This is a genomic window from Methylosinus sp. KRF6, assembly GCF_018887255.1.
Taxonomy (GTDB): domain Bacteria; phylum Pseudomonadota; class Alphaproteobacteria; order Rhizobiales; family Beijerinckiaceae; genus Methylosinus; species Methylosinus sporium.
In genome coordinates this window covers 3,063,445-3,089,337 of sequence record NZ_JAHLJF010000001.1, presented here as the reverse complement: position 1 = coordinate 3,089,337, position 25,893 = coordinate 3,063,445, and the positions used below count along the sequence as shown (strand labels likewise).

19 protein-coding genes are annotated in these 25,893 nt (G+C 60.0%); 2 read left to right on the top strand and 17 right to left on the bottom strand.

Annotated elements, in window-relative coordinates; all coding sequences use genetic code 11:
- Positions 1 to 12 precede the first annotated feature (12 nt).
- The 4 genes from KP010_RS14670 to KP010_RS14655 form a co-directional block, all read right to left on the bottom strand.
- Entirely contained in the window at positions 13 to 648 is a 636-nt protein-coding gene (locus KP010_RS14670; protein ID WP_142861915.1) for a DnaJ domain-containing protein, read from the bottom strand.
- A complete protein-coding gene (locus KP010_RS14665; protein ID WP_142861914.1) occupies positions 645 to 2,927 on the bottom strand; it encodes a polysaccharide biosynthesis tyrosine autokinase in 2,283 nt (760 codons plus the stop codon). The genes KP010_RS14670 and KP010_RS14665 overlap by 4 nt, the downstream gene beginning before the upstream one ends.
- A gap of 43 nt (positions 2,928 to 2,970) precedes the next feature.
- Positions 2,971 to 3,576 carry a polysaccharide biosynthesis/export family protein gene (locus tag KP010_RS14660; RefSeq protein WP_244594583.1) on the bottom strand — a complete coding sequence of 202 codons (606 nt, stop codon included), beginning with the start codon at positions 3,574 to 3,576 and terminating at the stop codon, positions 2,971 to 2,973.
- A 70-nt stretch (positions 3,577 to 3,646) separates the two neighbouring features.
- The gene (locus tag KP010_RS14655) at positions 3,647 to 4,537 is read right to left on the bottom strand and encodes a tyrosine-protein phosphatase (RefSeq protein ID WP_108916089.1); all 891 of its coding nucleotides are present in this window, start codon (positions 4,535 to 4,537) and stop codon (positions 3,647 to 3,649) included.
- 350 nt (positions 4,538 to 4,887) lie between these two features.
- On the opposite strand from KP010_RS14655, the gene KP010_RS14650 reads away from it, so the two are divergent.
- Both KP010_RS14650 and KP010_RS14645 read left to right on the top strand, forming a co-directional pair.
- Positions 4,888 to 6,438, top strand: coding sequence for an O-antigen ligase (locus KP010_RS14650; protein ID WP_185966414.1), 1,551 nt, complete (start codon positions 4,888 to 4,890; stop codon positions 6,436 to 6,438).
- Positions 6,435 to 7,631, top strand: coding sequence for a glycosyltransferase (locus KP010_RS14645; RefSeq protein WP_142861912.1), 1,197 nt, complete (start codon positions 6,435 to 6,437; stop codon positions 7,629 to 7,631). Before KP010_RS14650 ends, KP010_RS14645 begins: the two co-directional genes overlap by 4 nt.
- Positions 7,632 to 7,733: 102 nt before the next feature.
- Here KP010_RS14645 and KP010_RS14640 read toward each other — a convergent pair whose 3' ends face one another.
- The 13 genes from KP010_RS14640 to KP010_RS23355 form a co-directional block, all read right to left on the bottom strand.
- A complete protein-coding gene (locus KP010_RS14640) occupies positions 7,734 to 8,537 on the bottom strand; it encodes an FkbM family methyltransferase (protein ID WP_166140907.1) in 804 nt (267 codons plus the stop codon).
- 140 nt (positions 8,538 to 8,677) lie between these two features.
- The gene (locus tag KP010_RS14635) at positions 8,678 to 9,823 is read right to left on the bottom strand and encodes an acyltransferase (RefSeq protein WP_216281004.1); all 1,146 of its coding nucleotides are present in this window, start codon (positions 9,821 to 9,823) and stop codon (positions 8,678 to 8,680) included.
- A gap of 52 nt (positions 9,824 to 9,875) precedes the next feature.
- On the bottom strand, positions 9,876 to 11,159 hold the full coding sequence (locus tag KP010_RS14630) for a hypothetical protein (RefSeq protein WP_185966412.1): 1,284 nt from the start codon (positions 11,157 to 11,159) through the stop codon (positions 9,876 to 9,878).
- Positions 11,156 to 13,084, bottom strand: coding sequence for an asparagine synthase (glutamine-hydrolyzing) (gene asnB, locus KP010_RS14625; RefSeq protein WP_185966411.1), 1,929 nt, complete (start codon positions 13,082 to 13,084; stop codon positions 11,156 to 11,158). Before asnB (KP010_RS14625) ends, KP010_RS14630 begins: the two co-directional genes overlap by 4 nt.
- A gap of 77 nt (positions 13,085 to 13,161) precedes the next feature.
- Positions 13,162 to 13,902 (bottom strand): methyltransferase domain-containing protein, encoded by a 741-nt coding sequence (locus tag KP010_RS14620; RefSeq protein WP_216281002.1) that lies wholly within the window; start codon positions 13,900 to 13,902, stop codon positions 13,162 to 13,164.
- 33 nt (positions 13,903 to 13,935) lie between these two features.
- On the bottom strand, positions 13,936 to 15,309 hold the full coding sequence (locus KP010_RS14615; RefSeq protein WP_142861906.1) for an oligosaccharide flippase family protein: 1,374 nt from the start codon (positions 15,307 to 15,309) through the stop codon (positions 13,936 to 13,938).
- A 120-nt stretch (positions 15,310 to 15,429) separates the two neighbouring features.
- On the bottom strand, positions 15,430 to 17,376 hold the full coding sequence (gene asnB, locus KP010_RS14610; protein ID WP_142861905.1) for an asparagine synthase (glutamine-hydrolyzing): 1,947 nt from the start codon (positions 17,374 to 17,376) through the stop codon (positions 15,430 to 15,432).
- A 123-nt stretch (positions 17,377 to 17,499) separates the two neighbouring features.
- Positions 17,500 to 19,059, bottom strand: coding sequence for a hypothetical protein (locus KP010_RS14605; RefSeq protein WP_216280988.1), 1,560 nt, complete (start codon positions 19,057 to 19,059; stop codon positions 17,500 to 17,502).
- A 23-nt stretch (positions 19,060 to 19,082) separates the two neighbouring features.
- Positions 19,083 to 20,186, bottom strand: coding sequence for an acyltransferase (locus KP010_RS14600; protein ID WP_216280986.1), 1,104 nt, complete (start codon positions 20,184 to 20,186; stop codon positions 19,083 to 19,085).
- Between the two features lie 190 nt (positions 20,187 to 20,376).
- Entirely contained in the window at positions 20,377 to 21,453 is a 1,077-nt protein-coding gene (locus KP010_RS14595) for a glycosyltransferase (protein WP_142861902.1), read from the bottom strand.
- Positions 21,450 to 23,375, bottom strand: coding sequence for an asparagine synthase (glutamine-hydrolyzing) (asnB, locus tag KP010_RS14590; RefSeq protein WP_216280984.1), 1,926 nt, complete (start codon positions 23,373 to 23,375; stop codon positions 21,450 to 21,452). Before asnB (KP010_RS14590) ends, KP010_RS14595 begins: the two co-directional genes overlap by 4 nt.
- Before the next feature lie 155 nt (positions 23,376 to 23,530).
- Positions 23,531 to 24,769: a glycosyltransferase gene (locus tag KP010_RS14585; RefSeq protein WP_185966407.1), complete on the bottom strand. Its 1,239-nt coding sequence runs from the start codon at positions 24,767 to 24,769 to the stop codon at positions 23,531 to 23,533.
- Positions 24,766 to 25,185 (bottom strand): GMC oxidoreductase, encoded by a 420-nt coding sequence (locus KP010_RS23355; protein ID WP_371824239.1) that lies wholly within the window; start codon positions 25,183 to 25,185, stop codon positions 24,766 to 24,768. Before KP010_RS23355 ends, KP010_RS14585 begins: the two co-directional genes overlap by 4 nt.
- Between the last annotated feature and the right edge of the window lie 708 nt (positions 25,186 to 25,893).

Sequence of the window (25,893 nt, the reverse complement as noted above, 5' to 3'; positions counted from 1 at the left end):
ATCGAACACCGCTCACGAACGCCGCCGCACGCGCCTTCTGCCGAGGCCAAAAAGAACCAATATCGCGTGCAGCAGGCGGATGAATTTCTCGGCCGGGTCACGCGTCTCTCGGCGCCCCGCCGAACGTCTCTCCCAGCCGATTCTGCCCTTGCTCTCCGACTTCGATCCGATTTTCGAGCGGGAAGCGCTCGTCTTCGACATCCCCAATTCGATCGGCGGATGCGTTTCGTCGTAGCGGATGCGACGCTCCGGCGTTTTGAGATTGTCCCAGGCCTGCGTGACTTTGGCGACGGATGACGCCCGATCGGCGTCACGCTCGACATCGGGATGATAAACGCGCAGCAGCAACGCCATATTGCGCCTCAGCTCGACCATCGACGCCGAACGATCGACGCCGAGGATGCGGTAGCTGTCCGACTCCGCATCGAACAGGACCTGCTCGATGAAGAACAGCGCCGCCGCATGGACGGCCTCGCGCGATCTCTCGCTCGCTCGCGCCGCCTCGTCCTCCGCCTCGGCGTCTCTCGCAGCGACCCGCAGCAGAAACGCCACGCGAGCCGGCAATGGACGAGATTTCGCGATACGCACGCGAGACGGCGCATACAAAAGATCGAGCGCCACTCGCACAGCGGAAAGCTCCGTCGTCATGCGCTCTTTCGTTCCTCCGCGAGTTCGGCGTGACGCTCGGAGCCGGATATTCGCGAAGGCTGGTCGTTCTCGCCATATCCATATCCGTATCCATAACCATATCCATATCCCGCATTTTTGGAGTCGTGCCGCGTCAGCACGCCGCCGATCACATTCGCGCGCGCGGATCGCAACCGCTTCAGCGAATCGCGTAGCTGCGCCTTGCGCGTCCCGCCCGAACGTATGACGAAGGCCGTCGCCGCTGCGCCATTCGCCAGCAATTGCGCATCCGCGAGCCCCAACACCGGCGGACCATCGACGACAATGAAATCGAATACTTCGGCGCCCACCGACAACAGCGTCATGAAACGCGAGCTCGCCAACAAATCTGCCGGGCTCGGCGGGATCGGACCAGACGACATGAAGACGAGATTGTCTGTCGCGGTGTTCTGCATCGCATTGGGCGGCGAACATGCTCCCGTCAAATAATTGCTCAACCCCATCCCATTGTCGAGACCGAGCTTCAGATGCAGAGACGGACGCCGCATATCGGCGTCGATGATGAGAACCTTCAGCCCCAAAGCGGCGAAATGCCGAGCGATCGCCAGCGCCGTCGTCGACTTGCCCTCCGACATGGCGGAGCTGGTGACCAGCAAGCTCTTCGGAAGTCCGCTCTCCGTCGCAAAATGCAGAGAGGTGCACAGCGAGCGATAGGCTTCGTTCACGCCCGAACGAAGCTCCGCCAGCTCACGTTCGATGCCATCCCCTTCGACCAGCGGGATCAAGCCCAGGGTCACGAGCCCGGTCACGCTCTCGAGCTCCTCCGCCGAGCCGATCGTGTCGTCGAAGCGCTCCAGCACGAACACAGCGGCTCCCGCCGCGAGCGCGCCCAGAAGCAAGGACAAAATGAGATTGCGCGTCATCAGCGGCGATGACGGGCTTCCCGGTAACGCGGCGGTCTCGACCACGAACACATTGTTCGCGCCCGCTCCGCTGGCCACATCCACCTCCTTATAGCGCTGTAGCAGGTTCTCGTACAGCGAGCGATTGGTGTCGACCTCGCGCTTCAGAATATTGTAGCGAATGCTTCGCTTTTGCAGATCGAGCACCTCTCCGCGGAGCGCCTCGATCCGTTCCTTCATCTCTGACTCCTGGCTGAGCGAAGCCTCGTAAGCGCCTTTCAGCGCGTCTTTGATCGCCTTGACCTCCATGCCGATCTGATGGTCGATTTCCTTGATCTTATTGTTGATCTGGACCATCCCAGGATAGCTCGGCCGGAACGTCTCCAGCTTCTCCTGATACTCGGTGACCAATGAATTGCGCTTGTCTCGCAATCCTTCGATCACCTTGTTGGACAAGAACTGGGGCAGATTGATCGCCTGCACCTGCTCCACCTGCCTATACAATTGCTCGTTCCTGATCCGCTCCGCCACCAGCGCGCCGAGCGCCACATTTCCCGCCGCGAGATTATTGTCGGCGATCGACGATTTCTCATTTGTCGTGATGATCTGCTCTTTCGCGCCGAAATCGACCAGCGCCTTCTCGGAATCCTGCAGACGGCTCTGCAATTGCTTGATCTGATCCTCGAGAAACGATTTTGCGTAGGCGTTGACCTGAAAGCGCTTGTCGAGGTTCAAATCGATGAAAGCCTGCGCGAATCCCGCGGCGATCTTCTGCGCCCTCGCCGGATTGGAATCCGTGTAGGAGATATCCACCAGCCGAGACCCGCTCAGCGGCTTGATCGTTCGGTTCGAAAGCACGACGCCGGCCGCCGCTCGCTCTTTCGCGCCCTTGTCCGCCGAATTTCCCGGACGAGAACCAAAGGACAACAATCTGCGGATGGCCCCGAAAGCGCCGTCCCCGCCCTGGTTCAGAAATCCCGCGTCTTCCCCGAGCGACAGATTCGACGCGGCGCGCTCGGCGACGGCCATTCCTTGCAAGAGCTCGTATTGCGTTCGCAAGAACTCCAGATCGAAGCTATCGACCGGGGCGATGTTGCCGCTTTCGACGACTTTCGCGACATTGCGATCGATCTGCACTCTCGTCGTCGACGTGTAGAGCGGCGTCATCATCAAGGTCCGCAAAAGCCCTATGGCGCCGAAAGCCGCGACGATCGCCAGCACTCTCCACTTGTGCTTTCGCAGAATGCGCCAGATTTCGTGGAAGCTCGCGGAGTCGGAGCCAAAGGCCGAACGAGCCGAATATCCGCCCGAGTCCGCCTCGCCATAAGGCGCGGGCGCGGCCGAGCTCTTGGGCACGAGCTTTCCGGCTTCTTCTATGCTCATCGCTTTGTCGTTCATGCCGTCCGACTCCGAAATTCGAGACGAAAAAAGCAAGCCCGCGCTACCAGGCGGTGGGACGAAACGCGGCGAGCGCAGGGGTCACCTTCAAGAAGGACGAAAGCACGACCTTGGTCGCCGATGTCGGCACGACGACCACGTCTCCATTCTGCACAGCCGGATCATCGGCTCTTCCTTCCCGAATATCGTCGAGACTGAAAGAGGCGGCCATGCGCTGCCCGTCATGGGTGCGAAACACCATCACATTTTCCGACGCCGTATCGCGATCGAGCCCTTCCGCCATAGCGATCAGCTGAATGAGAGAATTCTTGCCCCGAAGCGGGTAGATCCCCGGCCTCTTGACCGCGCCCTCGATCGTCACGCGCTGACTGTTGAACTCGCGGACATAGACGGACACTTGAGGCGATCTCAGATAGGTCGCCCCGAGCCGCGCGGAAAGATCACGCTCTAGCTCTTGCGCCGTTTTTCCGGACGCCGGCACCTCGCCGAGGAGCGGCAAATTCACGGTTCCCGTGTCGGCGACCTGCACATTGCGCGTGAGCTCCGGCACCTTGAACACCACCACTTCGAGCACATCCTGCGCGCCGATCTTATACGCCGTATTGCCGGGCGTCGCGGCGGCGATGAAAGATCCGACCGAGCTCGCCAATTGCTTCGTTTCCTCTGGCGCCGGCTCGCTCGCGGCGCCGCTGGAAAGCGCTATCGCGCCGCGCGCGTCGTCATTGAAAGATTGCTCGCACCCGGCCAATGACATCGCGCCAGCCGCCAGCATCGCCATCCTGATAAGCGTCGACTTTATTCGCATTACCGCCACCGTATTGTTTCCTCGAGCGCAAGGACGTCTCGTCGCGTCTGAAGCCACCGCAGCCTCCCGGTCCCGGCGCCGGCATATGCGACGGCGGCAAATTCTCGAGGATTCCCAGAGGCCGCGTGAGCACCATGTCGATGGCCGCCTCGTCGCCGAGACGCTTTGCGACCGCGTCGCGCCCCTGTCCGAGATTGGGCCGCCGCCGCCCGATCCCATGCGCGTCCGATGCGAGAATGTGAACGCGCCCCTCGTCGAGCATTCGCTCCGCCCAATAGCGCGGACCACGGCCGAAAGCGCCGATGAGCGACCCGGCAGTGATCTGCATCCACACCCCGCCGTGAAACAATTGCTCGATCGCGGCGGAATGCGTGTCGATCCAGGACAGCCGCTCCGGGTGAGTGAGGATGGGCACATAGCCGGCGAGGAGAACGTTGAAAAAAAAATCGACGAGCCTGAGAGGCGCGACGTGATGCGGCGGCTCCACCAGCACGTAGCGCGTGTCGGCCAAAGACAGAATGCGCCCGGACCGCAGCCCCTCGGCGAGATCGGGCGCCAAATGAACGTCCGCGCCCGTGATCAGCCGCAGCGGAATGTCGTTTTCATCCAGACGCCGCTGGAGCTCTCTGGTAGCGGCGCGTATCTGCGGACCGGTATTGTGATAGAGGCCGGGAAGAATGTGCGGCGTGCAAGCCTGCACCTCCACCCCGTCCGCCACGGCCATGCGCGCCATAGCGAGCGATATCCGAAGATCCGCCGCGCCGTCGTCGATGCCGGGAAGCATGTGACTGTGAAGATCGATCATCGTCGTATCGACACCAAAATGAAAAATGAACGAAGCAGCGCATCGGCGTCGGACGCTGCCGATCAATGTCAACATTTTTGCATTCTTCCGAACGCCTCGTCTCGCGCAAAACGACCGGATCACATATTTTTTTGTGCATCGACATCGGTATTTTTGTGACATGTCTCCATAATGCTCGGTGAAAACGCGTACGTATATTTGCGCGAATTGTGAAGATGCGCTTCCAAACCGCGAGAAACGCCACAGGCCTCTTCGATGGACCGCGCCGAACGCCATTTACTGCATTTCGCAGCCTTGTTAGACTCGCCCCATTGTCGATCCTGCTCGCTCATTCATTTACGAGGTCGTTCTTGTTCGTTCTCACGGCATTCACCGTCATTGCGAGCTTTCTGCTCGGGGGCGGAACGAGAAGCGGCATGGTCTCCGACGCCATTCTCGAGCTGCTCGCCCTTCCGCTGCTCTTATGCGGCCTATGGCGCTGGCGCGACATTCCCGCCGATCGTCGGCCCCGCTCGATCTTCATCCTCTGCGCCGCCTCGGCCCTCTTGCTTTCGATGCAGCTGCTGCCGCTCCCGCCCGCACTGTGGACCATGTTGCCGCACAGACAGCCGATCATCGAGTCGATCCAATCGATCCAACGCGATCTTCCCTGGATGCCGATGAGCGTCGATCCGCTTCTCACGCTCGCGAGCCTCCTTACGATGATTGCGCCATTGAGCGTATTTATCGCGGCGTCCTGTCTCGAAGGCGAGCAGCGTCGACATCTTGCCCTTCTGATTCTGCCCATGAGCGCGGTCAGCGTGTTCCTCGGTCTCCTGCAAGTGGCGCAGGGCGAGGACAGTCCACTTCGCTTCTTCAACTACACAAATCCAACGGAAGCGGTCGGCTTCTTCGCGAACCGAAACCACTTCTCCGCCTTTCTCTATTGCGCGATCCTCTTCGCCTCGACCTGGCTAGCCGAGACCGCCTCGAAAGCCGCGCCCGCCGATTCCAAACATCGCTTCGAAATGACGTCCTTCGTCGCCGCGACCGCCGCCGCCACATTGATCGTCATTCTTCTCTCGGGGCAGGCAATGGCGCGATCGCGCGCCGGCATCGCCCTCACTCTGCTCGCGCTGATCGGCGCGATCGCCATCGCTTACGCAAAGCGGCGAGATATACAGGCGAATGGGTCGAGCAATCGTCTGCTTCTCGGGGCGATCACAGTCGGCGCAATCCTCCCCGCCCCTTTCGCTCTCTATCGTGTTCTCGATCGCTTCGACGCCGGCATGTTCGACGAGACGCGTTGGGCGATCGCAATTCGCGCGATGGATGCAGCGCGAACATTTTTTCCCTTCGGCGCCGGCATCGGCACATTCGTTCCCGTCTATGCGGGATTCGAACGTCCAGAGGACGCTGTCGTCAACGCCTATGTCAACCACGCGCATAATGATCTTTTGGAGCTATTTCTCGAGAGTGGCGTCATCGGCGTCGGCGTCGCCGCCGCATTTGTCGGCTGGTGGGCGCGGAGCAGCTGGCGCATTTGGCGCGGCCCCTCGGCCTCGCGGCTGGCGCTCGAAGAGCCATATGCCCGCGCCGCGACCCTTGCCGTCGCGCTTCTCCTGCTGCATTCCTTAGTGGATTATCCGCTCCGCACCGCAACGATGACGACGATATTCGCGCTGGCCTGCGCCTTGATGATCGATCCGCCATTGGTCGCGGCCAATAGACAGCGCGATCACTCCGACGATGGCCCCAGCCGACGCAAATCGGCGAAGGCGCCGCCGACGCGGCCAATATCTATCGCAACGCCGAACGCAGAAGCGCCGCGGCCGCGCGCGAGCGCCGCGCCCGTGATCGATTGGCCGACGGAACCAAAAGGCGCCCGGCGGCAGACTTCTGTTCGGGAGAAGGCCGAATGACCGACTGGCGCGCCGAGATGAAGCAAATTCCCTTTTTCGCCGAAGCGAACGCCGCTCTGAAAGCGGCGTTGACCGAACAAGAGGCGGCGAGGACCTATCGCCGCTACGTCGTAGAAGCTCGCAAGCGCGGCGTCCGGCCTCTGCATGGGGCCGAACGAGTCACCGCATTGCGTCTTCGCCTTCACGAGCGCGCATCGCGGCTCGGCTGGCCGAAGCCGAAGGGAGGACTGCACATTTTTCTCGGCTACGCCTCTTGGAATTGGGAAGCCGTGCTGCCGGAAGCATTGTCACCCTTCGGCGAAGTCGCCTCATTCGAATGGCGCAGCCATGGCTTCGCCGAAGAACGCTCCGATTGGCTCGACCACAGAGACGACATGAACGCGATGATGCTCGCTTCGTTTCGCACGGCGAATCGACGTCGCCCCGTGGATGTCGTGGTAGGATATTTCTCCGGGCTGACTGTGTCGCCTGAAACGATCCGCGAAATGACCGCTACGGGCGCCATCGTCTGCAACTTCTGCTTCGACGACAAGTTGCACTTTCCAGGCGCGATCATCGGCGGACGCTATTCGACCACAGCGGCGATAGCCGAGGCTGTCGACCTCAATCTCACCAGCGATCCCGAAGCGATTTCCAGATACGCCGTCCACGGAGGACTGGCCATGTTTCATCCCGAGGCGGCGTCGCCACGCTTACACTTTCCGCACGACATTCCTTTCGTGCACGACGTCTCCTTCATCGGCGCGCGCTATGGATGGCGGCCTCGCTTCATCGAACGACTGAAAGCGCTCGGAATCGATGTCGCCTGTTATGGCCAAGGCTGGCCGAACGGCGCGGTGACGAATGAGGCGATGGCCGAGATCTATTCGAAAAGCCGGATCAATCTCGGCTTTGGCGGCATCGGCCATTCGCGTAAGCTCGTCAATCTCAAAGGGCGCGATTTCGAGACGCCGATGAGCGGCGGACTCTATCTCACGCAACACAATCCCGAGCTGGCGCTCGTTTACGACATCGGCCGTGAAATCCTGACCTATAGGAATGAGGCGGATTGCGCGAAGATCATCCGCGCCCTCCTCGCCGATCCCGAACATGCAGCGGCGATCCGAGCGCGCGGCCACCAGCGCGCGCTACGGGACCATACATATGAAGCGCGCTGGACCAATGCGCTGAAAGCGCTCGGCGCTCTCGCCTGATCGCCGTTGAGCCGCAGGGTTTTGCACATCCGAGTTTTGATGGAGCCACATCACGTTCGCAGGATCGAAACGGCGCTTCGAGCCTCGGCGCGCCGACAAAGGTCACGACTTCGGCTGAGCCGATCGAGCGTACACATCGCCCCAATCGGCCGCATCGGCCTCGCTCAACATCTGGCGCATGACCTCGGCTTCCACCCAATCCGCATATTTCAACGCCAATGACTCTCCTTGCGAGAAATTGAATCGATAAGGCCCCAGCCGAGCTATGCGGTCGATGCATTCGCTCGCCTGCTCGAGGCACTCCGGCGTGAATTCGAACGACAATGCCGGAACAGGCGCCGACAGCCCTTTCAGGACCTCCACCTCGAATCCTTCGACATCGATTTTGACGAAGCTCGGTTCGCCGTATTTTACGCGCGCATGATCCATCGTGACGATATTGATTCGGGTCCGAACGTCCCAATCCTTGTCGCCGAATCGACCGCTTTTTTTCACAGCGTCGATCCACGCGGTCGAGAGAGACGAAATCGTGCTCGAATCGCTAATGAACATTTCGGCGGAGCCCGGCGCCGCGCCCAGCGCGTCGCGGACGATCGTCACATTCTCATGTTCGGCGAAGCCGGCCTCGAGCACAGAAATGCAATAAGGCTGCGGCTCGAAGGCGATCACCTCGGCGCCGAGATGGGCGAATATCTTCGCTCGATTGCCGATATTGGCTCCGACATCGAAAACGATATCGCCCGGCGCCACGAAATCCGCATAGAAGCCCGCGAGACGCTCGTCCGCGCTCGTCCATTCTCGTAGCTGGCCCCGATCTCGACGGAACCGCCTTTCGGCGATCAAACGGTCGAGGACGATCCGCGCCGGCCCGGATCTCCGCGCGAGCTTGATGACCTGTCGCAACATTTGGGCCCCTCCATTTCGCTGCGAAGGACAACCATCCGCTGTCCATTCCGATGGACCGATAGCGCCGGCATGTCCCGATGACTTCGAACGGCGCAACGCACGACGAGCAGCGAGAGACCCTCGCCACACAGCTCCGCGCTTCATGTCGCCAATTGCGGCCTGTGCGCGCGCTTGATCGAGCGGAGCAGTCCGAGCGTCGGTCGCTCCACCAATGCGTAGAACGCCGTCGAGACGGCCAGCACGACGCAAATATAGACCAGCGTGACGCAAGCCAAAGCTATCGATGACGTATATCCGAAATATACGAATCCCGCGGCTTGAACGGATCCGAGCAGCGGAAAATGCACCAAATAAAGCGAGAAGCTGATTTTCCCCAGAAATGCCCCCGACCTTCCGCTGAGAATATTCTGCATCGTCGGCGATGTCAGAGCGCCGAACAGCAGCAACATCGCGCCGAGCGGGTATATGAGACCCGTGACATGCATTCCATCGGCGAAGTGGACCAACGGGAAATAAATCGAGCTCAGGCTCGGCGCAGAGAGCGGTTTGCCGCCGAGAAAGATCCCGAGCGCGATGGCCGCGACGACGAGCTGTCTCGGTGGCCTTCGCTTCACGACGCCGAGATCGTACATTGCGGCGCCGGCGACGAAGCAGAGATAATTTTGTGGCTCCAGCCTCGCCACAACGCATAGCGCGGCAATCGCGACATAGGCCATGAGCCGCGTGGAGGCGGCCGACGCCGACTTGAAGATGATATATATTCCTATCGATCCGATGAGTTCCCGTTGCATCGTCCATAATACGGGCACCAGAATCGATCCGCCGGTAAGGTAATACGTACCGAGAGCCTCGGCGAGCGCGTGGGACCAGCTTATGTTCGGATCGGAATATTGCCTCTCGATCCACGGGTGACCGACGATCTCGGAAGCTTTCGCCATATACATGGCGTCGAGCTTGAAGAGCATATAGGTCAGCAATATCGCAGCAGCGCAGGGAAACGATAGACGAACGATACGCGCTGCGCATTGCGAGAGGAGCGGCGTCCTGGCGCCATCGCTCGAGCCGGCGATGACATAGGCGCTCAGAACGAAAAATAGGTGAACATGGAACGCGCCATTTATGACGAAGAAACCCGGCGTGACAGAAAATACCGTCCACCACCATGCGTCTTCGTCGGCCCTGCCGCCGAAATATACCGAAGGCGCGAAGCCGGCGACCACATGAGACAAGACCACGAACAGCGCCGCTACGCCGCGCATTCCGTCGAGGCTCACATTTCGCGGCAAGGCTCCCGCGACGCGGCACACGGACCTCGTTAAAAGGGCTTCGCCTTGCATCTCAGAAAAACTCGACTCGTTCGTGGCGACGCCGTTCGACCCGATCGCCGCGTGAGGGAACCATCGATCGCTCATCGATCGCTTCGAGCATGAGCGTCTCGAGCCTCGCTGTCATCATGTCCCACGAAAATGCGTCGACCTCGATCGAGACAGAGCGCCGAGGGGCGCCAGCCCATGATTTCCATGCGTCGTCGAGCGCCGCAGCGACATCGATCGAGTCCGCGCAGAGACACAGCGAGCCGCCGACCATCCGGGCGAGCGCGACAGATTCCTCATGCTCGCCTGGATAGGCGACGACAGGACGCCGACAGGCGAGGAGCTCGAGAAGCTTGTGATGAAATGTCGTTTTGTCCCAGAGATAGCAGTTCAGCGCCGCTTCCTGGCAAAAGCGGCCGAGGTCGGTCAAAGACAGATATTTCTGGATGTCGATCGCGCAAGTGAGGCGCGCGTCGCGCACCGCCGCCGTCACTTCATCTGCGGATCCTCCTGCATAGCAGAACATGATTTTCGCTCGCTCGTCGTTCGGTCGCCGCTCGATCCACTGCTGCAAGTTGGAGAGAAGACGCGGCAAGTCGGGCGAACCTCTGGTGCCACCCACCAGAGTGATACGAAATTTTTCGGTTCCGCCGCGGTCGCCTGAGGCGATCATTTCCGGCGCGACGCCGCTATAAATCGTCGTGATCGGGCGTCGATGCCAGCGCACCGCCGATCGCGCGTGATAGTCGGCGTTGCTGGTCACGCGAGAGGCGTCGCGAAATCGCCACGCTACGATCCGACGCAGCCCGCATGGAACAAAAGCTTCCCAATTGTCTTTCAGGTCCATGATCCACGGCGCATCGGCCAAACGGGCGATCGATCGCGCGGCGATCAGATTGCTGGTATCGCCGAAGGTGGACCACACGATGTCCGGGCGAAAGCCTTCGATCAGTGGCCGCCATACCGGACGCGACGCCGCCACCCTCGCGGCCGCGGTTCCATTTCCGAAAACCAGCGCTGTCGCCGTCGTCGCTTTGCGTATGACCGCGCCAGCTCGACGTCCCTTACGCGGCGTCGCGCCATCGATAGGCATAGGATGGGTCACGAGCATCGGCTCGCTCCAATCACGCCTTAGAAGCAGCTCCTTCTCGAAATGTCGCCAATTCGCGCTCTGGTCGCGGTCGAAGACCGGAGTCAGCAAAACGACCTTATGGCCGCGATGCGCGAGGCCGGCTGCGAAGCGCGCCGCTCGAACAGCGCCTATATGAGAAGCGTCGGGATGCTGACTGTTCACCAGGAGCGCTTTCATGAAGCGACCTTTTCCAAGGCGGCGGTCCGATGCGTCGCCTCGGCCACAAAATGGCGCTTCCAGGATTCGATCATGAATGGTTGCCAAGCCGTCCATCCGAGCGCCCAGTCGCCTCTGTCGATTCTGTCGAGCAGACTGTTCCACCATGACGCCGTCCAATAGGGCGACTCGCGAAAGCTCGACGACGACAATGTGTCGCGGACGATCGCTCGCATTCGCGCAGATTTGAACCAGAGCTCCTGCGGAGGCAGAAAGCCCCGCTTGGCCCAACGCGTTCTGATCGGCTCGGGCAGAATTCCACGCATACTCTCGCGAAGCAGGCGCTTCGTTTGAATTTCGCCCATCAACAAATGGGGAGGAAGAGAAAGCGCGAGATCTGCGAGACGATGATCGCAGAAAGGAAGCCTCACTTCGCGCGAATGCGCCATTGAATTGCGGTCTCCGTAACGAAGCAGCGTCGTGAGAAAGCGGCCAAAACTATCTTCCGCGAGCGCGCTGGACAAAGGATTGAAGCCAGCGAGCCTCTCACGCTCCGAGAGCTTCAGCGATTGCGCCGCGACATCCGGGGAGAGCCCATAGAGAATGCTAGAACCGGTTCCGGTTCGGTTCGCAAACGCATGTCGCCACGAAAACGGCAGGCTGTCGCGCAATCGGCGCAGCGGCTTATCGCGCGCGGACGGATATCGCTCGTCAATTCGAATGATTTCGTCATCCAATCGTGCGTGATCGCCGATCTCCGTGAGACTCTCGACATAAAGCGAGTAATAGCTCGGATATCCGCCGAGAAGCTCATCCGATCCTTGTCCGTCGAGCAGAACGGTTACGCCATGTTGCGCGGCGAGCTCGAACACGCACCATTGCGCGAACTGACTCGATGTGCCGACCGGCAGCTCGTTCAGCCACACGAAGCGAGGAAGCTCGGCGATGAAGCGTTCGCATGTCGGCTCGACAACGTGGTTGCCGACGCCCGTCTTTGCGATGACCTCGTCCGCAAAGCGCTTTTCGTCCGCGTAGGTCCCGGGAAACACGCCGGTGAACGTTTCATACGGCGCATCGTCTCCGAGCAAACGCCGCGCAATGCAGACAATGGCGCTCGAGTCGAGGCCGCCCGAGAGGCACGAGCCTACCGTCACGTCGCTCCACAAACGCAGACGAACAGAATCGATGAGAAGCTCACGGAATTCCGCAAACGCGTCTTCCTCCTTTCCATTCCACCGGGATGGATCGAAGCGAGGTTCGTAGTAGCGCCAAATCCGGTGCGTGAAGTCGCGGCAGTCGATCTCCAGCGCCTCGCCGGGCCTGAGCTGCTGGATATCGTCGAATGTCGTCTGCCGGTCGGCGTCGAGCCCTGTGCTCGGATTATATCCCGCGCGAATGAGACGGAATTCGTCATATCGCGCGCTCACCTCCGCCTGAGCGAGCAGCGCCTTATATTCAGATGCAAAGGCGAAAAACGACGGCTTCGAGCAGAACAGAAAAGGCTTTTCGCCATATCTGTCTCGTGCGCAGAAGAGCCGCTTGCGCAAGCGATCATAGATCGCGAACGCGAACATTCCGTTGAAGCGCGACACGCAATCATTCCCCGACTGCTTGTACGCCTCTAGAATGACCTCGCTATCCGAATCGGTTCGGAACCGCGCGCCCGAGCGGACGAGCTCGGCGCGCAGTTCGAGATAATTATAGATTTCGCCATTGAAAGTAAGAATATAGCGCCCGGAAACATCCGCCATCGGTTGCGTCGCCGCCTGCGAAAGATCGATAATCGCGAGCCGACGATGGCCGAGCGTCACCCTCGGACCATCTAAAATCGCTTCCTGCCACTGATCGTGACCATCCGGGCCTCGATGGCCCATCAAATCGAGCATTCGCGACATATCCTCGCGATCATGGCCGCCTCGGCGAATAATTCCCGCAATTCCGCACATTTGGCGCAATGTCCTTTCGGAAGTCGAACGAACGGAAACGAGCGGTCCCGGCGCCGCGGTCCAAAGCCGCAAAGGCGCTACTGCTTGCGATAGACATGGGTCCATTCACGCCACCATTGTGGCAGACCTTCCGCGCGCGAGAAGGCGCAGAGCTGTGCGGTCTCCTCTATGTTGGGCCGCCACCCCTGGCGCAGGAAAAGCCCATGCCAGAATTCTTTGGGCCGACAATTGATATGGTCGGTGCCAGATTCCGAAGGCGGCGCCGCGCTGAAGACGATCACATCCTCGGCGTGCCTGCAAACGGACTCAACCAAGGTCTCGCTGGCGTTCGACGGTATATGCTCGGCCACTTCTATGCACATCGTAAGAGAAAATCTGCGATTCAACCGCAATGGCCGGCGAAGGTCGAACTGAAACGCTGTAGCCGGGCTGGGCACTCGACGAATTCCCTCGATGCTGCCTTCACATCCGACTGCGAGGCAGCCAGCATCTGCAAAATGGCGAAGATAGCTGCCCTTCCCACAACCGATGTCGAGCACGGAACGCGGTGCGTAGGTTCGAATGAGATAATGAACGACATGGCGAGCCGTTTCCTCCGTCTTGTCGAACGCGCCGCCATCATAGAAGGCCCCATCGTAGATCGCATCCGGCGACATGCCGAAGCGCTGCGATCTCACGAAGGTCTTAAATCGATATGCGGCGGAGCGAATCTTACGTAGGAGAACCGGCGCGGTCGTCTCGCTGCTGACGGACATGACTTTCTGCTCCCTGGTAAGTCGAATCGAGCTCGTATCGAAACATCGGTCGATCGCGTTCACGCTCCTTGACGACACGTCGTATCCACAGCGCCATCAGCATGTCCGCATGTCACTCGAAGCGACCCAGATGTGAACGACGACGCAAGTCGCGAAGGTCGAAAAGAGCGTCGCCGCGGCAAATCCGGAGACGCCATATCGCGGCACGACGACCCAGTACACGACGATCTGCATAGCGCCCTGAACGATGGTCTGCATCAATACTTCGAACATCCGCCCTTGACTGACGAACAGATTCTGGAGCACCACGATGTAGACCCCCGGCAATGATGTCGTGACGACGAGCGTAAACGGCAATTGTCCGCTCTGGAACTCATCGCCATAAGCCGCCAAGAGGTGGCTTGCCGCCGACAGAACGACCACGACGACCGCGCCCGCCGCGAGCAAATTGGCGGCGGTGTTGAGACGGTGAATTCGTCTAGTGGCGGCAGTGTCGCCACTGGCGAGCAATCGGCTCATCATCGGCACGGCCACCGAGGCGAGGATCGTGGTCGCGAACACGACGGCGCTACGCCATTGCACGCCGACGGTAACGAACGCTAAATCACGAAAACCGGTCGCTCCTTGTTTCACCATCAGCAATCCGTACCATTGGGAGAGCCCCGACACCAAGCTGATGAGAAGAGACGGAATGCTGAACTCGACGATAACCGGCGCCGCCGCTATAATCTCGGACATGCGCGTGCGCAGCCCGAGACGGCGGGTCGCCGATTCCTTCAGAGAGAATAGCAACAAAGTGCGCGCTATGCTCGCGACGGCGATCGCAGTTATGACCGACGTCAAATCGCCGGCGCGCCCCATTATCAAAAGCAGCACAAATCCCAAAAGCGATGTCACGACGCGCGCGATCGACAAGCGCGCGAACTCCTCGAAACCCTGCAAAATCGCTTCCTGCACGCCCCCCGCGACAGCGAACAACGCTATGAGCGCGCCAGCGACGATGACTTGGCCTCCAAAGGGACTGTCGAGGAGCCAATGCGCTATCGCCTCCGGCGCGAAGAGAATAGCGACGAGCCCGATCACGCTCAGCGATAAAGTGACGAATTCGCATAGGCGCATGACGGCTGCGGCCCGATGTGGCCTAGAGGTCAGATAACGTGAAATCTGCACTGTCGCAGTGAGACCGAGCTGCAGCCCAGTGACCATGCTAACGAGAGCGATGGTCGTAAAGAGCAAACCATATTTTCCGAATGCATCGATGCCGAGCAGCCGCGCGACATAATAGGCCTGAACCAGACCGACGAGACGTTCGATCGCGGCAGCCCCGCCGGTCCACGCGACTCCCCGGAAAAGAGCTCGAACCGAATGGTCGGACCAAATCCGCTCGATTACCGCCAAGCGATTCGATCTCGCCGCGACGAAGCTCGACGATAGCGACGGATTTGCATTGCCGGACTCCAAATTAGACATTCCGATCACCGTCGCTCCGGGAATTCGACAATTGCGGGCATTTCACGCTTCAGCTCGTAACATTGCGCGTCGCCTCACACCGCTGGCGCTCGCGGTGAAATCAATAACGAAGAACAGAAACTAGATCGGCGCCACGACGTCGATCCGCTTCGCCGATCGACCGGCAGCGGTCGCGGTCGACCGCCCGTCGAGAAACCGCTTCATCCAAAGCTCTGTCATCACGATCGCGAGAATGAGATAAGAATTGTCGCGCCGCTCCGATCGAAGGTCGTCGAATGCCTTGCGGACGCCGCCGACATCGAATAGTCCGCGCTCGCGAAAACCTCTCGACGCGAAGAGATCTGCTATCATCTCGCCGGTCTGACCAGCGAGCCACAGGCGGACCGGACCGCCAAACCCCGTCTTGCGACGTTTCAATACCGAAAGCGGGAGGCGCGAGCCCAAGCCTTTTTTCAAAGCCCACTTTTCGGACAAGCCGCGTATCTTGAGCCGCCAGGGTATGCGCCGCGCATATTCCACCAGTCGGGGATCGAGGAACGGCACCCGCACCTCTACGCCATGCGCCATCGACGCCTTATCCGTGTAGTTGAGATTATGATCGGGCAAAAAGCCGTGCAATTCGAGATCGAGCATTCGCTCCACGAGCGGCCAATCGACGGTTCGCATCAAAGCCTGTTCGAGCCATTTCGACGGCGCCGCATCGATTGCATCACGCGCCTCGCCGCCGAGACAGGCGACAGCGCTCTCACGAGGATTGAATTCGAACGCGCGAATGAGAAACTCCTGCTCCGATCCCGCGAACATATAGCGCAGCTTCTCTATCCGCCGCTTCGACGCCGGGCCCATGACGCGCGCCGTCGCAGGCGGCAATGCCTCGAGAATGCCGCCGAACCACCCCCCTAGCCGCGCCCGCATCGCCGCGGCCCGATGACGTCGATAGCCGGAGAATATATCGTCGCCTCCGACGCCGCCGAGCAGCACCTTGATCCCATCGGCTCGCGCCGCTCGCGCGATCGCGCCGACATATAGCGGCGCGGGATCGGCTTCCGGCTCGTCGAGAGTATAGACGAGAGTTTCGAAGTCTTGCATGGTCGGCGACGGCGCGAGCAAAGGCGTCAAAGGCACATCGAGCAGAGCGGCGACCTCACGTGCATGAGTGAGATCGTCTGAAAACCCCTCTTCTTCCAGTCCTGCGCCTTCGAAGCCTACGCAATAGGTCCGTCGCGGAACATGACCGTTCGCAACCATAGCAGCGACGATCGCGCTGGAATCTACGCCGCCGGACAGGAAAGCTCCGACCGGCGCGTCGCTCATGCATTGGTCCGAGACGACTTGGTCGAAAATCCGCCCGAGCCCTGCGATCGCGCCGACATTCTCCGTCCCACCCTCGGCGACCGGCGGAGCCGACCAATGCCATCGTCTAATCTCAACATCGCCGCGCCGCGCTTTCAAAAGATGGCCGGGCGCCAGCTTGGCGACCGAGCGCAAGGGCGTTCTCTCGCCCGGGCTCCACAAATGCGTCAGATAATCGCCGATCGCGACGAGGTCCACCTCGAGATCGAGTCGTGAATAGGCGAACAGCGCCTTGAGTTCGGAAGCAAAGACGAGCCCGCCGCCCGACTTGACGAAATACAAGGGCTTCACGCCGAATGAATCGCGCGCGATGAGGAGTTCGCGCCGACGCCGGTCCCATAGAGCGAAAGAAAACATCCCATTGAGGCGAGCCAACATCGCCTCGCCCTCGAGATCGTACAATGGCGCGATGACCGCCGTGTCGGAATTCGGATTGAAGCGATATCCGCGCGCGGCCAACTCGACGCCGAGCTCGCGAAAATTATATATTTCGCCGTTGAAGACGACGACGTATCGATCATTGCAGCTCAGCATAGGCTGGGCCGCCCCGTCGCTCGTGTCGATTATCGAAAGGCGGCGATGCGCCAATCCGACCATTGCGTCGCGATCGCTCCATTGGCCCGCGCCATCGGGGCCCCGATGCGCGATGAGCTGCGACATGTCGCCGAGCAGACGCTCTTCGTCAATGCCGAGAAAACCGGCGATTCCGCACATCGAAATCTCATTGTTTGAAGCCGAACGAATATATTTCGTAGCCGGAGCGCAGCGCGAGACTGTCCATGCGACCACGACTTCCAATCACGACCTGGATCATAGGCCGATCGTCGATTCCAAGCGTCATGCACGGTGAAGCGCGCCAAATCCAATTCTTTGCATGCTCGCCTCCAAGGCGGCCGTGACGACATGAAAGACCACGACAATGGCCGTCGTGCCGGCAATTTGCGAGACGAACATTCCATCGATCGCCAGACCGACCTTCATTCCGATCAGCGCGATCGGAAAGAACATCCATTTCTCACGTTGCAACACCCAGAGCGAGTAGCGCGACATCCACAAAAGGAAGAGTCCGAGCGGCGTCATCACCAAGGGAACGCCCATCCATCCGTAGTTCCAATAAGCCTCCGCGAACATGCCGGGCGACACAGAATTTTCTACATATCGTCCCGAAGCCGCCATCGCGAAATCGCCACCCGCCTGAAGCAACGGCTTTTCCGGCCAAAGTACGCGCGGAACGAGCGAGACGAAAAGATTTTTGAAAGAATCGCCCGAATTGCCGCGATCATACATCACAATAGCGAAAGCGCCGGCGTTCACATAGCTGATGCGCATTAGCCCCTCGCCGGGTTCTTCGCTCGGGCTCCGCGTCCGAAACGGATCGAAATAGGATACCAAGATCTGGGCTCTCATCGCGATCGTCGCATTGGTCGCCATTCCCCCGGTGCGCAAATTGAATTCGTCTCGCGCGAATGCGATCATGGGCTGAAGCACCTCGAGCGCGATCGCGACCGCGATAAGGGCGCCGATCACGCGCTTCAATGTCAATCTTTGCGCCATGATTCCGACCAGAAGCATGAGCATTGGGAGCAGCACCTGCGTTTTGCTGAGAAGCAGCACGCCTACCAACATCTCTATTGCGACCAGAACGCATACGATCGGAAAAAATGCACGGGCGTTCTGCAGACTCCAAATTGTCAACAGATTGAGCCCAATGAGCGACATTTCCGCCATCGTCACGATCGAGCCGGGCACTTCGCCCCATGCGACCCATCCGATCGACACCGGGAACACGAAAATGTATTTGAGCGCCGACCCGATCACTAGGAACGCCAAGCCATAGTTTCTCATCCGCCTCGCATCGGCCCCGGCGATGCTCGTCGTCGGCGCCGGCGTTTCGGAACGCGTCGCGAAGCTCTCCGCCACCCCAGCGACGACAAGGATAAAGAGCGTGGAACACGCCACCAGAAAATTGAGCTTGGCCACGTCTCGGTCGGTGAACAAATAGAACGACTCGAGTATGGCGCGGCGCTCTGGGCTGACGACCATATGCACGAGCGATCCCATGCCGAAATAGACGGCCGACGCCACGCGGAATGTAAAGAGTGGCGCGAAGATCGATCGCGCGTCGTCGAGCAGCATCCGGACGAGGCCGAAGCCCATGATCGCCGAGAAAGCGATCGGTCCGGCGATGTTGACCAGATCATCGCTGGCGTCGCCGACAATCTCGTCGGCGAGCCAATAGAAGGCGATGAGCGCCGACAGCGACCACAGCTCGACGCTCGTAGGAATGAACAGAGATCGCGATCGAAGAGTCGCGGCAGCCACGCTGAACATGCGCGGAGTCTCGACCGCACGATCTTTGCGATCGGCCCTCAGCGCGTCGATATTCGGGTACCTCATGTTATCCTTCGCTGTTCAATCGACTATTCCGCAACTTTTCTCACGAACGCGCGCCCATGCGCATCCTCGTCGACAGACTTGGCCCAATTGTCGTAGATCTTCATTATTCTGGCGCGCAGCGGCCGCTCGACATATCTATAGACGAGCACGCTCACGCCGTTGAGCATCGCGATATAGACCACCCAGCCGAAGATTGTCTCGTCTAGCCCAGCAGCCTGCAACGCCGCCCGTAAGGGCGCATGGGCGAGGTAGATGGCGTAGCTCGCTTCGCCCAGCGACACGAATGCAGGGAAGCACAGAAGCGTCCGCACGCCGCCTCCGCATAATGCGACTGAAAGAATGAAGCAGCAATAGACAGGTATCAGCAGTCCATTATGTAGCGCGAGGTAACACGCTTCATAGGCATATAGGGCGAGCGGGACGAAGACCGCGAGGCTCACCATCAACCCAATATTGGCGTTCCTTCTACATTCTCGCTCCGCCGACCGCCGAGCTCGGTAAAAATTCGCCAGCGCAATTCCGGCCACAAACTCTGGAAGCCGCAGTAGGGGATGCTGCTGAATAGCCATCTCCATATTTATCGGAGGGGATATGAGAAAGGCGCATATGAGCGCCGAGGTAAAAATCGCGACGATCCATGCGCCCGCCATCACGCCCAACAGACCATTGGGCGAGCGGATCGCTGATATGGGCCCGACCAAAAATGGAAAAGCGATATAAAAGAACGCCTCGGTCGAAACGGTCCAGCTCGGACTGTTCAATCCTTGCAGAACTGTAAAAGGCAGCCATGTCTGGAGCAGAGTCGACTGGAAGCCGAAAGTGGCGAAAGTGGCCGCGGCGGCCGATACAAATCCGTATTTGGCCACACGCCAGCTCAACAGCCTCGGAAGATCGGCGAGAAGCGAGAGTAGATAGACTGGATAGATCCGCGCGAACCGTGCTACCCAAAATCGTCGGATCGATCTCGGATGGTCGAACCATTGATAAGCCATGGTGAGGAGAAATCCAGACAGCACCATGAATAATCCGACCGTCACAAAGCCGTATTGGACCAATCCGCGAAGGATCGGAGCGCTGGACTCGTCGAGTGGAAAGGTATGATAGATCACCACCCAGAGCGCGGCCACGAACCGAAGAGACGTCAATGGCGCAATTTTGCTCGCCTTCTGCGCGCGAAGCGCAGAAGGCGCGAGCGAATTTCTCTCGATGGCGTTCGTCATAGGAGCTACGCCTCTGTCGGCAGGACCGTCGAAATTCTACGCCAGATTACGAACGATGGCAGGCTGCCGACGAGCGCTTTGAATACGTAGCGAACGCTCAGACTTGCACCAAAGAGTGGACTGTCGGCGCGTTCGCCGAAGATCGCAAGTTGCTGCGAATCGCCTCGATCATCTGCAGCGCGCGTTCATCGCTCGAATATCCGGAGGAGCGGCAGCGCGCCAGCGCGCGTCGCCCGATCGCTGCGCGCCTCTCGTCGTCATCCAGCATTTCGCGGGCTTTGGCGATCAGCTCGCTATTCGAGGAAAAGCCCTGATATTCGCTTCCGTCGACGAAATGAACGTCGTGCTCGTCTGTCTTCTCTGCGAGCATCGGTCGCCCCATCGCAGCGATTTCCATCGTCCGCTGCGTTATGCGGTCTCGGTTCAGCTTGCGAAGAAAGCAAAGCGCGATTTTGCCGTGGTGCAATGCGCGGGTGTATAGATGCGCGAACCGCGGCTCTCGCAAGGTCGCGCGGGAATGAAGGCGCCCGCCGCTCCATCGCGCGTGAGCGTCGCCATACACGACGACGCTGAAACCCGCCTCGGCGAGCGCATTGATGCTGTCGCAACGCTCCTTCTCGAATGCGCCGGCGAACACCAAATCGAATCTCTCATAGTCCGAGCCGGCCTCCTGTGGCGAAAGGGGACGATGAATGTCCGCATCGAAGGCTTTGCCCATGAGCACGACATTGCGTACGCCGGCGGCTGCGAGCTCGGCGACATTGAATGTCTTCGTCGTGAAGAAGACATCCCAATCTGGAAGCGACGCCTTGAGAGTCCAGCTCAAATTGTGGCGGCCCATGACATCGTCCGGCGTGTAATAGGCGAGGCAGCGGACGCCGAGCCTGCGCAGAGTCGCGAGCGTGTCGCGCCTGATGACTTTGCTGTTATCCACCACGACCACCTCGGGCCGCTCGCGCAAAGCGGCCGCGACGAGAGATTCGTTCAGACGGAGGTCGTCGATCGGCCATCGAAGCTTCCAGCGCAAGCGGTTGTAGAGGCTGATCCGACGCCCGACCACGCCCGTGCCTGTGGCCAGCCCGATGAGCTCGACTCCGGGGATGCGGCCGAACGCCTCTGCGCGTTGAAGAGACGTCGCGCCGAGCATGAGTTCTCCGAGGTAGAGCAGCTTCACATGAATGCCCTCGCTCTCGAGGAATCGGCGGCGATCACGAGCGGCGGCTGTCTGTCCGCGACCACATCACAATCGACAGAGAATGCACGCGTCCAAATTGTGGCGACGAGCGCACGCCACACGCGGCCGACATCCGCGGGGCCCGCGGCGCGATGTCGTAGCGCCTCGCAGCGCGACGATATCCAATCTGTATCGAAGAGCTCCGACGCTCTCGCCTCCTCTCCGCAGACGAGCTCCTGCACCCATTCGATTTCGGCGGCCATCAATTCCGTCAGCGGGGTATGAAAGCCGATCTTGTCATTCCGCGAACGGACGATATCGGGCAATAGATCACCACACGCGTGGCGTAGCAAATTCTTTCGTCGACCATGATCCAGGAAGGCCTGCGGCTCGAAGCCAGCGACCACATCGGCGAGGCGATGGTCCAGAAAAGGCATACGCCCCTCGATCGAATGACGCATACAGTTACGATCGTCGTAGTGCACCAGATGAGGCAACGCCAGCTTCTCGATGTTTTCGAGCCAGACGCCGTCGAGATGGCTGAGCGCCGCGAGATGCGGTGAAAGATCCCATGCCGCTTCTCGCAGCGCGGGACTGAGCCAATGATACGCGTTCAGTTTGCTTCGTCGTCTCATGCTGCGTTCGAGCGTCGGCCAAATCGCCGACGCGCCTATGCGGATCAGCGCGCCGCTTCCCATGCCGAGGCTCGTCATTTCGCGCAGCGCCCAGTACCGCCGACCGCCGCGCAATTCGGACGCGACGACAGCGGGCGAAAAGTGCGGATAGCCGAGCAGCAGCTCGTCGCCGCCTTGTCCGCCGAGCAAAACCGTTATCCCGGACTTCCGAACCGCGCGCGTGATGAGATCATGCGCGATGATCGAAGGATCGCCGAACGGTTCTTCCTGCGCAACGACGACCGCCTCCGTCAGAATCGAGAGCGACATGGTCTCGACAGCGAGGGCCTCGATCTCGAGCCGGTCGCCCCATAGCTCGCCCACCGCAGCAACGTAGCTGCTCTCGTCGTAAGCCGTTCCTCTCGCCTGAGCGGTGAACGCTCGGATCCGGCCATTCGACTTCGACAACGCCATCGCGCCGACCACGGCGCTCGAATCCAGGCCCCCGGAAAGAGTCGCAGCGATGGGAACGTCGGCGACCATCTGCGAGCCGACTGCTTCCAGGAATGCCTCTCGGAATTGGCGGGCGGCGTAATCGTCGAGCGGCCTCTGGTCCTGCTTTCGGCAAACGGGGAAGCGCCAATATCGTCGCGGCTCGATCTCGCTTCGACAATTGTCGATCCATGCCCAATGTCCCGGCGGAAAAGATCGGATATCGCGGAAAAATGTTCGCTCGCCGAGATGCCCATAGCTGCCGACGGCGAGGAATTCGGCCATGGCGGGCGCGTAGAGCTTCGGCCTCTCGCCAGCATCGATCAGTGGCGCGATTTCGCTCGCGAAGCGTAGCGATCCATCGTCGCACTTGCGCCAATACAGCGGCTTTTGGCCATATCGATCACGCGACAGCAGAAGCCGCCCATCGACCGCATCCCAGAGGGCCAGCGCCCACATTCCGACCATTCGCTCGAGCGCCACCGGTCCCTCCTGCGCGAGCGCCGCGAGCACGGTTTCCGTGTCGCAGCGCGAGCTGAATTGCCAGCCATTCGACAATCGAGGGCGCAAATCCTCGTGATTATAGACTTCACCATTGTAGATGAGCGTGTAGCGTCCATCTGGAGACGTCATCGGTTGATGACCCGCCGCTGTCAGATCGACAATCGATAGGCGACGAAAACCCAAAACGACTCCGTCCGCAGCGAAAACACCTTCATCATCGAGCCCGCGATGCAGCAGGAGCCGACCGCCCCGCTCCGCGAATTGCCGGCCGCTCGCTGCATCGGCGCCCAAATACCCGACGATCCCACACATGAGCTTCTCTCATTCTCTAAGAAGTTGCGAGAGCCGACTCAGTCGGCGCCGCGTCGTCGCCATGATCCGCATTGCGATCCGAGACAGCGAACTGGCGAGAATGACCGACTGTCTTCGAGAGCGTAGCGCCTATCGCGCCGCCATCGATGTCATCGTCAACGCATATGGCCGAGAGCCGAATGGAGCATTGCACGATTGGCCGCCACAGCGTCGCTCTCGAGGATCGATCGCTCCCCCAGCTCGCGCGCAGCCGCCCTCATCGTCGCGGCTTTCTCCGGGCTCATCGCAGCGAATGCTTCAATCGCTTCCGCGAAACGTTCTGGCGCATCGAGCGAGAGACTCCAGCCGGCCCCTTTCAGTTCGAGAGACTGAAACGGCGTCCGATCGCTGATGAGAACAGGCACACCCGCGAGGAGAGCGTCGAGAATGGCATGGCCGAAATTTTCGCCCCGCGTCGGCAGAAAAAACAGGTCACAATCGGCGAGCGTTTGTGAAACGAGTTCGTTACGGATTTCGCCTTTGAACGCGACCGAGATATGTCCCGGCAAGTCGGCGGCGATCGCCAGGCACTCTCGGAGATAGTCGCCGTCTTGCAAGGGACCGAAAATGTCGAAAGACACGGGCCTCTCGACGCTCCTCAATACACGAAGCGCGTAGTCGAGATTTTTGACACGCGCAACTCGGCCGAGAAACGCCAGGCGAAGCGTCCCTTCGCGCTTGGCAACCGTTCGAACCGCTGGCGCAGGAGTTGGTCGCCGCACATTCGGCGCGACGAAAATTCCTCTCCCATGCGGAAAGGCGCGGGCGATGTCCTCGGCCTCACATGGTCCGGTCGCATGGAGCCACACGTCTTCGAGAAGGCCGAGCCGTCGAGCGAGCGCGAGGTAGCAATGCTTGCGGCCGGAATTGAGCGCAAGTGCGCCTCGGGAGAATTCGCCACGCGGTGAGAGAATCGTCGGACGCTGGGGAACACGACCGAAGCGACGAAGCGTCAGCGCCGGAATGGTAAAGTCTCGATCAAAAAATCCATTCATCATCAGGACGTCGTAGCTCGTCGTCCGCAAAATCTCCGCGAGGCCGGCCGCGCCGAATACGGAGACGGGGCAATATCGCACCTTCGCGAACTCTCGCTCGAACCACACCCCGACGGGAGCAACGGCTAGCGTCGAGCCGAATGGCCTATCGCGAGCCACCGCCTTGAATACGAATTCGTCGCCGAGACTTCGGCAGAGCTCCAGAAAGCTCTGATTTGGGCCTGTCGCGTCATTTCCCGGCCACAGCACTTCGAGCAGCGCCAAGACGACCGGCCGCGTTTTGTCGACGCCGCGAGGCGAAGCCTCGATCTTCATCGCTGCGGTTTGTGGCGCCGAAGCGCCCGCACGATGCCGCATCATGAAGGAATCCCTCGGCGGGGCTGGTCTGCTCGCGATCGGCGCTCGCATTTCGGCATTCGACCGAGTTCGAAGCATAGATCGTCGACACACCGATGCGCGAGCGCCATCAGCGACATCGTCGGATTAGCGAGGCCTGGGCGCTGGAAGACAGCGCTAGAAATCACATAGACATTTTCGGCGCCGATCAAACGAAGCCGATCATCGATCACTTCTCCGAGCACGAGCCCTCCGCCGAGATGGTAAGCGTCAGTGGCCTCCCGACGAAGATGATCGAGCCGCCCCTCGAATGTCGAAATGTCTCCGAGCGGCTTTATCTGCACGCGGTATTTCTCGGCGAGCTCGAGGAGTATGACCCTCGCCCTCTCGTACAATCGTTCGAACGCGACTTCGTCATCCCGGCGGACATCCCAGCTCATGACGACATCGCCGAATTCGTCGAATTCGACTTTGTTGTCGCCGCAACACGTCGACTCGACGTCGAGGGTCGCGATGACGGGAACATTTCTGCTCACATGAAGCCGGCTATTAACGAAGCGTACATAGCCGATCCGACAGAGTTCGAATATGTGAGGAGAAGCCTTTGTCATAGCCCACAGGATTTCGATCGAGCCGGCCCGCTGCTGGCGCAGAGCGAGAATGCGCTTGATCTGGCGGTAGAGCGGCGAATCGTCGAACCGAAACTGAAAATGCAGAACGCCGCGCATAGAATCGTCGGCGCTCTCGAGCTCGAGCCGCTTCCCCACGATGCAATTCCCACGGAAAGTCGGAAACAGAAACTCCTGGAACGCTCGGCTTTCGCCGATCGTCACTTCGCCGATCGGCATTGAAATATGATCATGGACATTCGCGCCTATCGAATGCATCCGACTCGAATGCAATGCGGAGCCAAGGCGTCGAACGAGCAATAGAGTGTCGATCGTTCCCGCGCAGAGGAAAAGCCCGTCGCACACGACGTCGATCCGCTTTCCGCGAGAAAGAACGCCCAATCTACGGCGTGGGCCGCCCTGATCGAAATGCATGATTTCGGAATCGCATATGATGGTGCATGACTTTGTTCCGCGCAGAAATTCGAGTGCGCTCGCCGCGAGATTTCGAACTCGACCCGGAAGAACGACGGTCTCGGA

Excerpts from the sequence above, each read along its gene's own strand:
- KP010_RS14665 (WP_142861914.1), bottom strand. The coding sequence starts at position 2,927 with ATGAACGACAAAGCGATGAGCATAGAAGAAGCCGGAAAGCTCGTGCCC.
- asnB (WP_185966411.1), bottom strand. The coding sequence starts at position 13,084 with ATGTGCGGAATTGCGGGAATTATTCGCCGAGGCGGCCATGATCGCGAG.
- KP010_RS14630 (WP_185966412.1), bottom strand. The coding sequence starts at position 11,159 with ATGAAAGCGCTCCTGGTGAACAGTCAGCATCCCGACGCTTCTCATATA.
- KP010_RS14670 (WP_142861915.1), bottom strand. The coding sequence starts at position 648 with ATGACGACGGAGCTTTCCGCTGTGCGAGTGGCGCTCGATCTTTTGTAT.
- KP010_RS23355 (WP_371824239.1), bottom strand. The coding sequence starts at position 25,185 with ATGAGCTGGGATGTCCGCCGGGATGACGAAGTCGCGTTCGAACGATTG.
- KP010_RS14655 (WP_108916089.1), bottom strand. The coding sequence starts at position 4,537 with ATGATCGATCTTCACAGTCACATGCTTCCCGGCATCGACGACGGCGCG.
- asnB (WP_142861905.1), bottom strand. The coding sequence starts at position 17,376 with ATGTGCGGAATCGCCGGTTTTCTCGGCATTGACGAAGAGCGTCTGCTC.
- KP010_RS14605 (WP_216280988.1), bottom strand. The coding sequence starts at position 19,059 with ATGAGGTACCCGAATATCGACGCGCTGAGGGCCGATCGCAAAGATCGT.
- KP010_RS14640 (WP_166140907.1), bottom strand. The coding sequence starts at position 8,537 with ATGTTGCGACAGGTCATCAAGCTCGCGCGGAGATCCGGGCCGGCGCGG.
- KP010_RS14615 (WP_142861906.1), bottom strand. The coding sequence starts at position 15,309 with ATGTCTAATTTGGAGTCCGGCAATGCAAATCCGTCGCTATCGTCGAGC.
- asnB (WP_216280984.1), bottom strand. The coding sequence starts at position 23,375 with ATGTGTGGGATCGTCGGGTATTTGGGCGCCGATGCAGCGAGCGGCCGG.
- KP010_RS14645 (WP_142861912.1), top strand. The coding sequence starts at position 6,435 with ATGACCGACTGGCGCGCCGAGATGAAGCAAATTCCCTTTTTCGCCGAA.
- KP010_RS14585 (WP_185966407.1), bottom strand. The coding sequence starts at position 24,769 with ATGATGCGGCATCGTGCGGGCGCTTCGGCGCCACAAACCGCAGCGATG.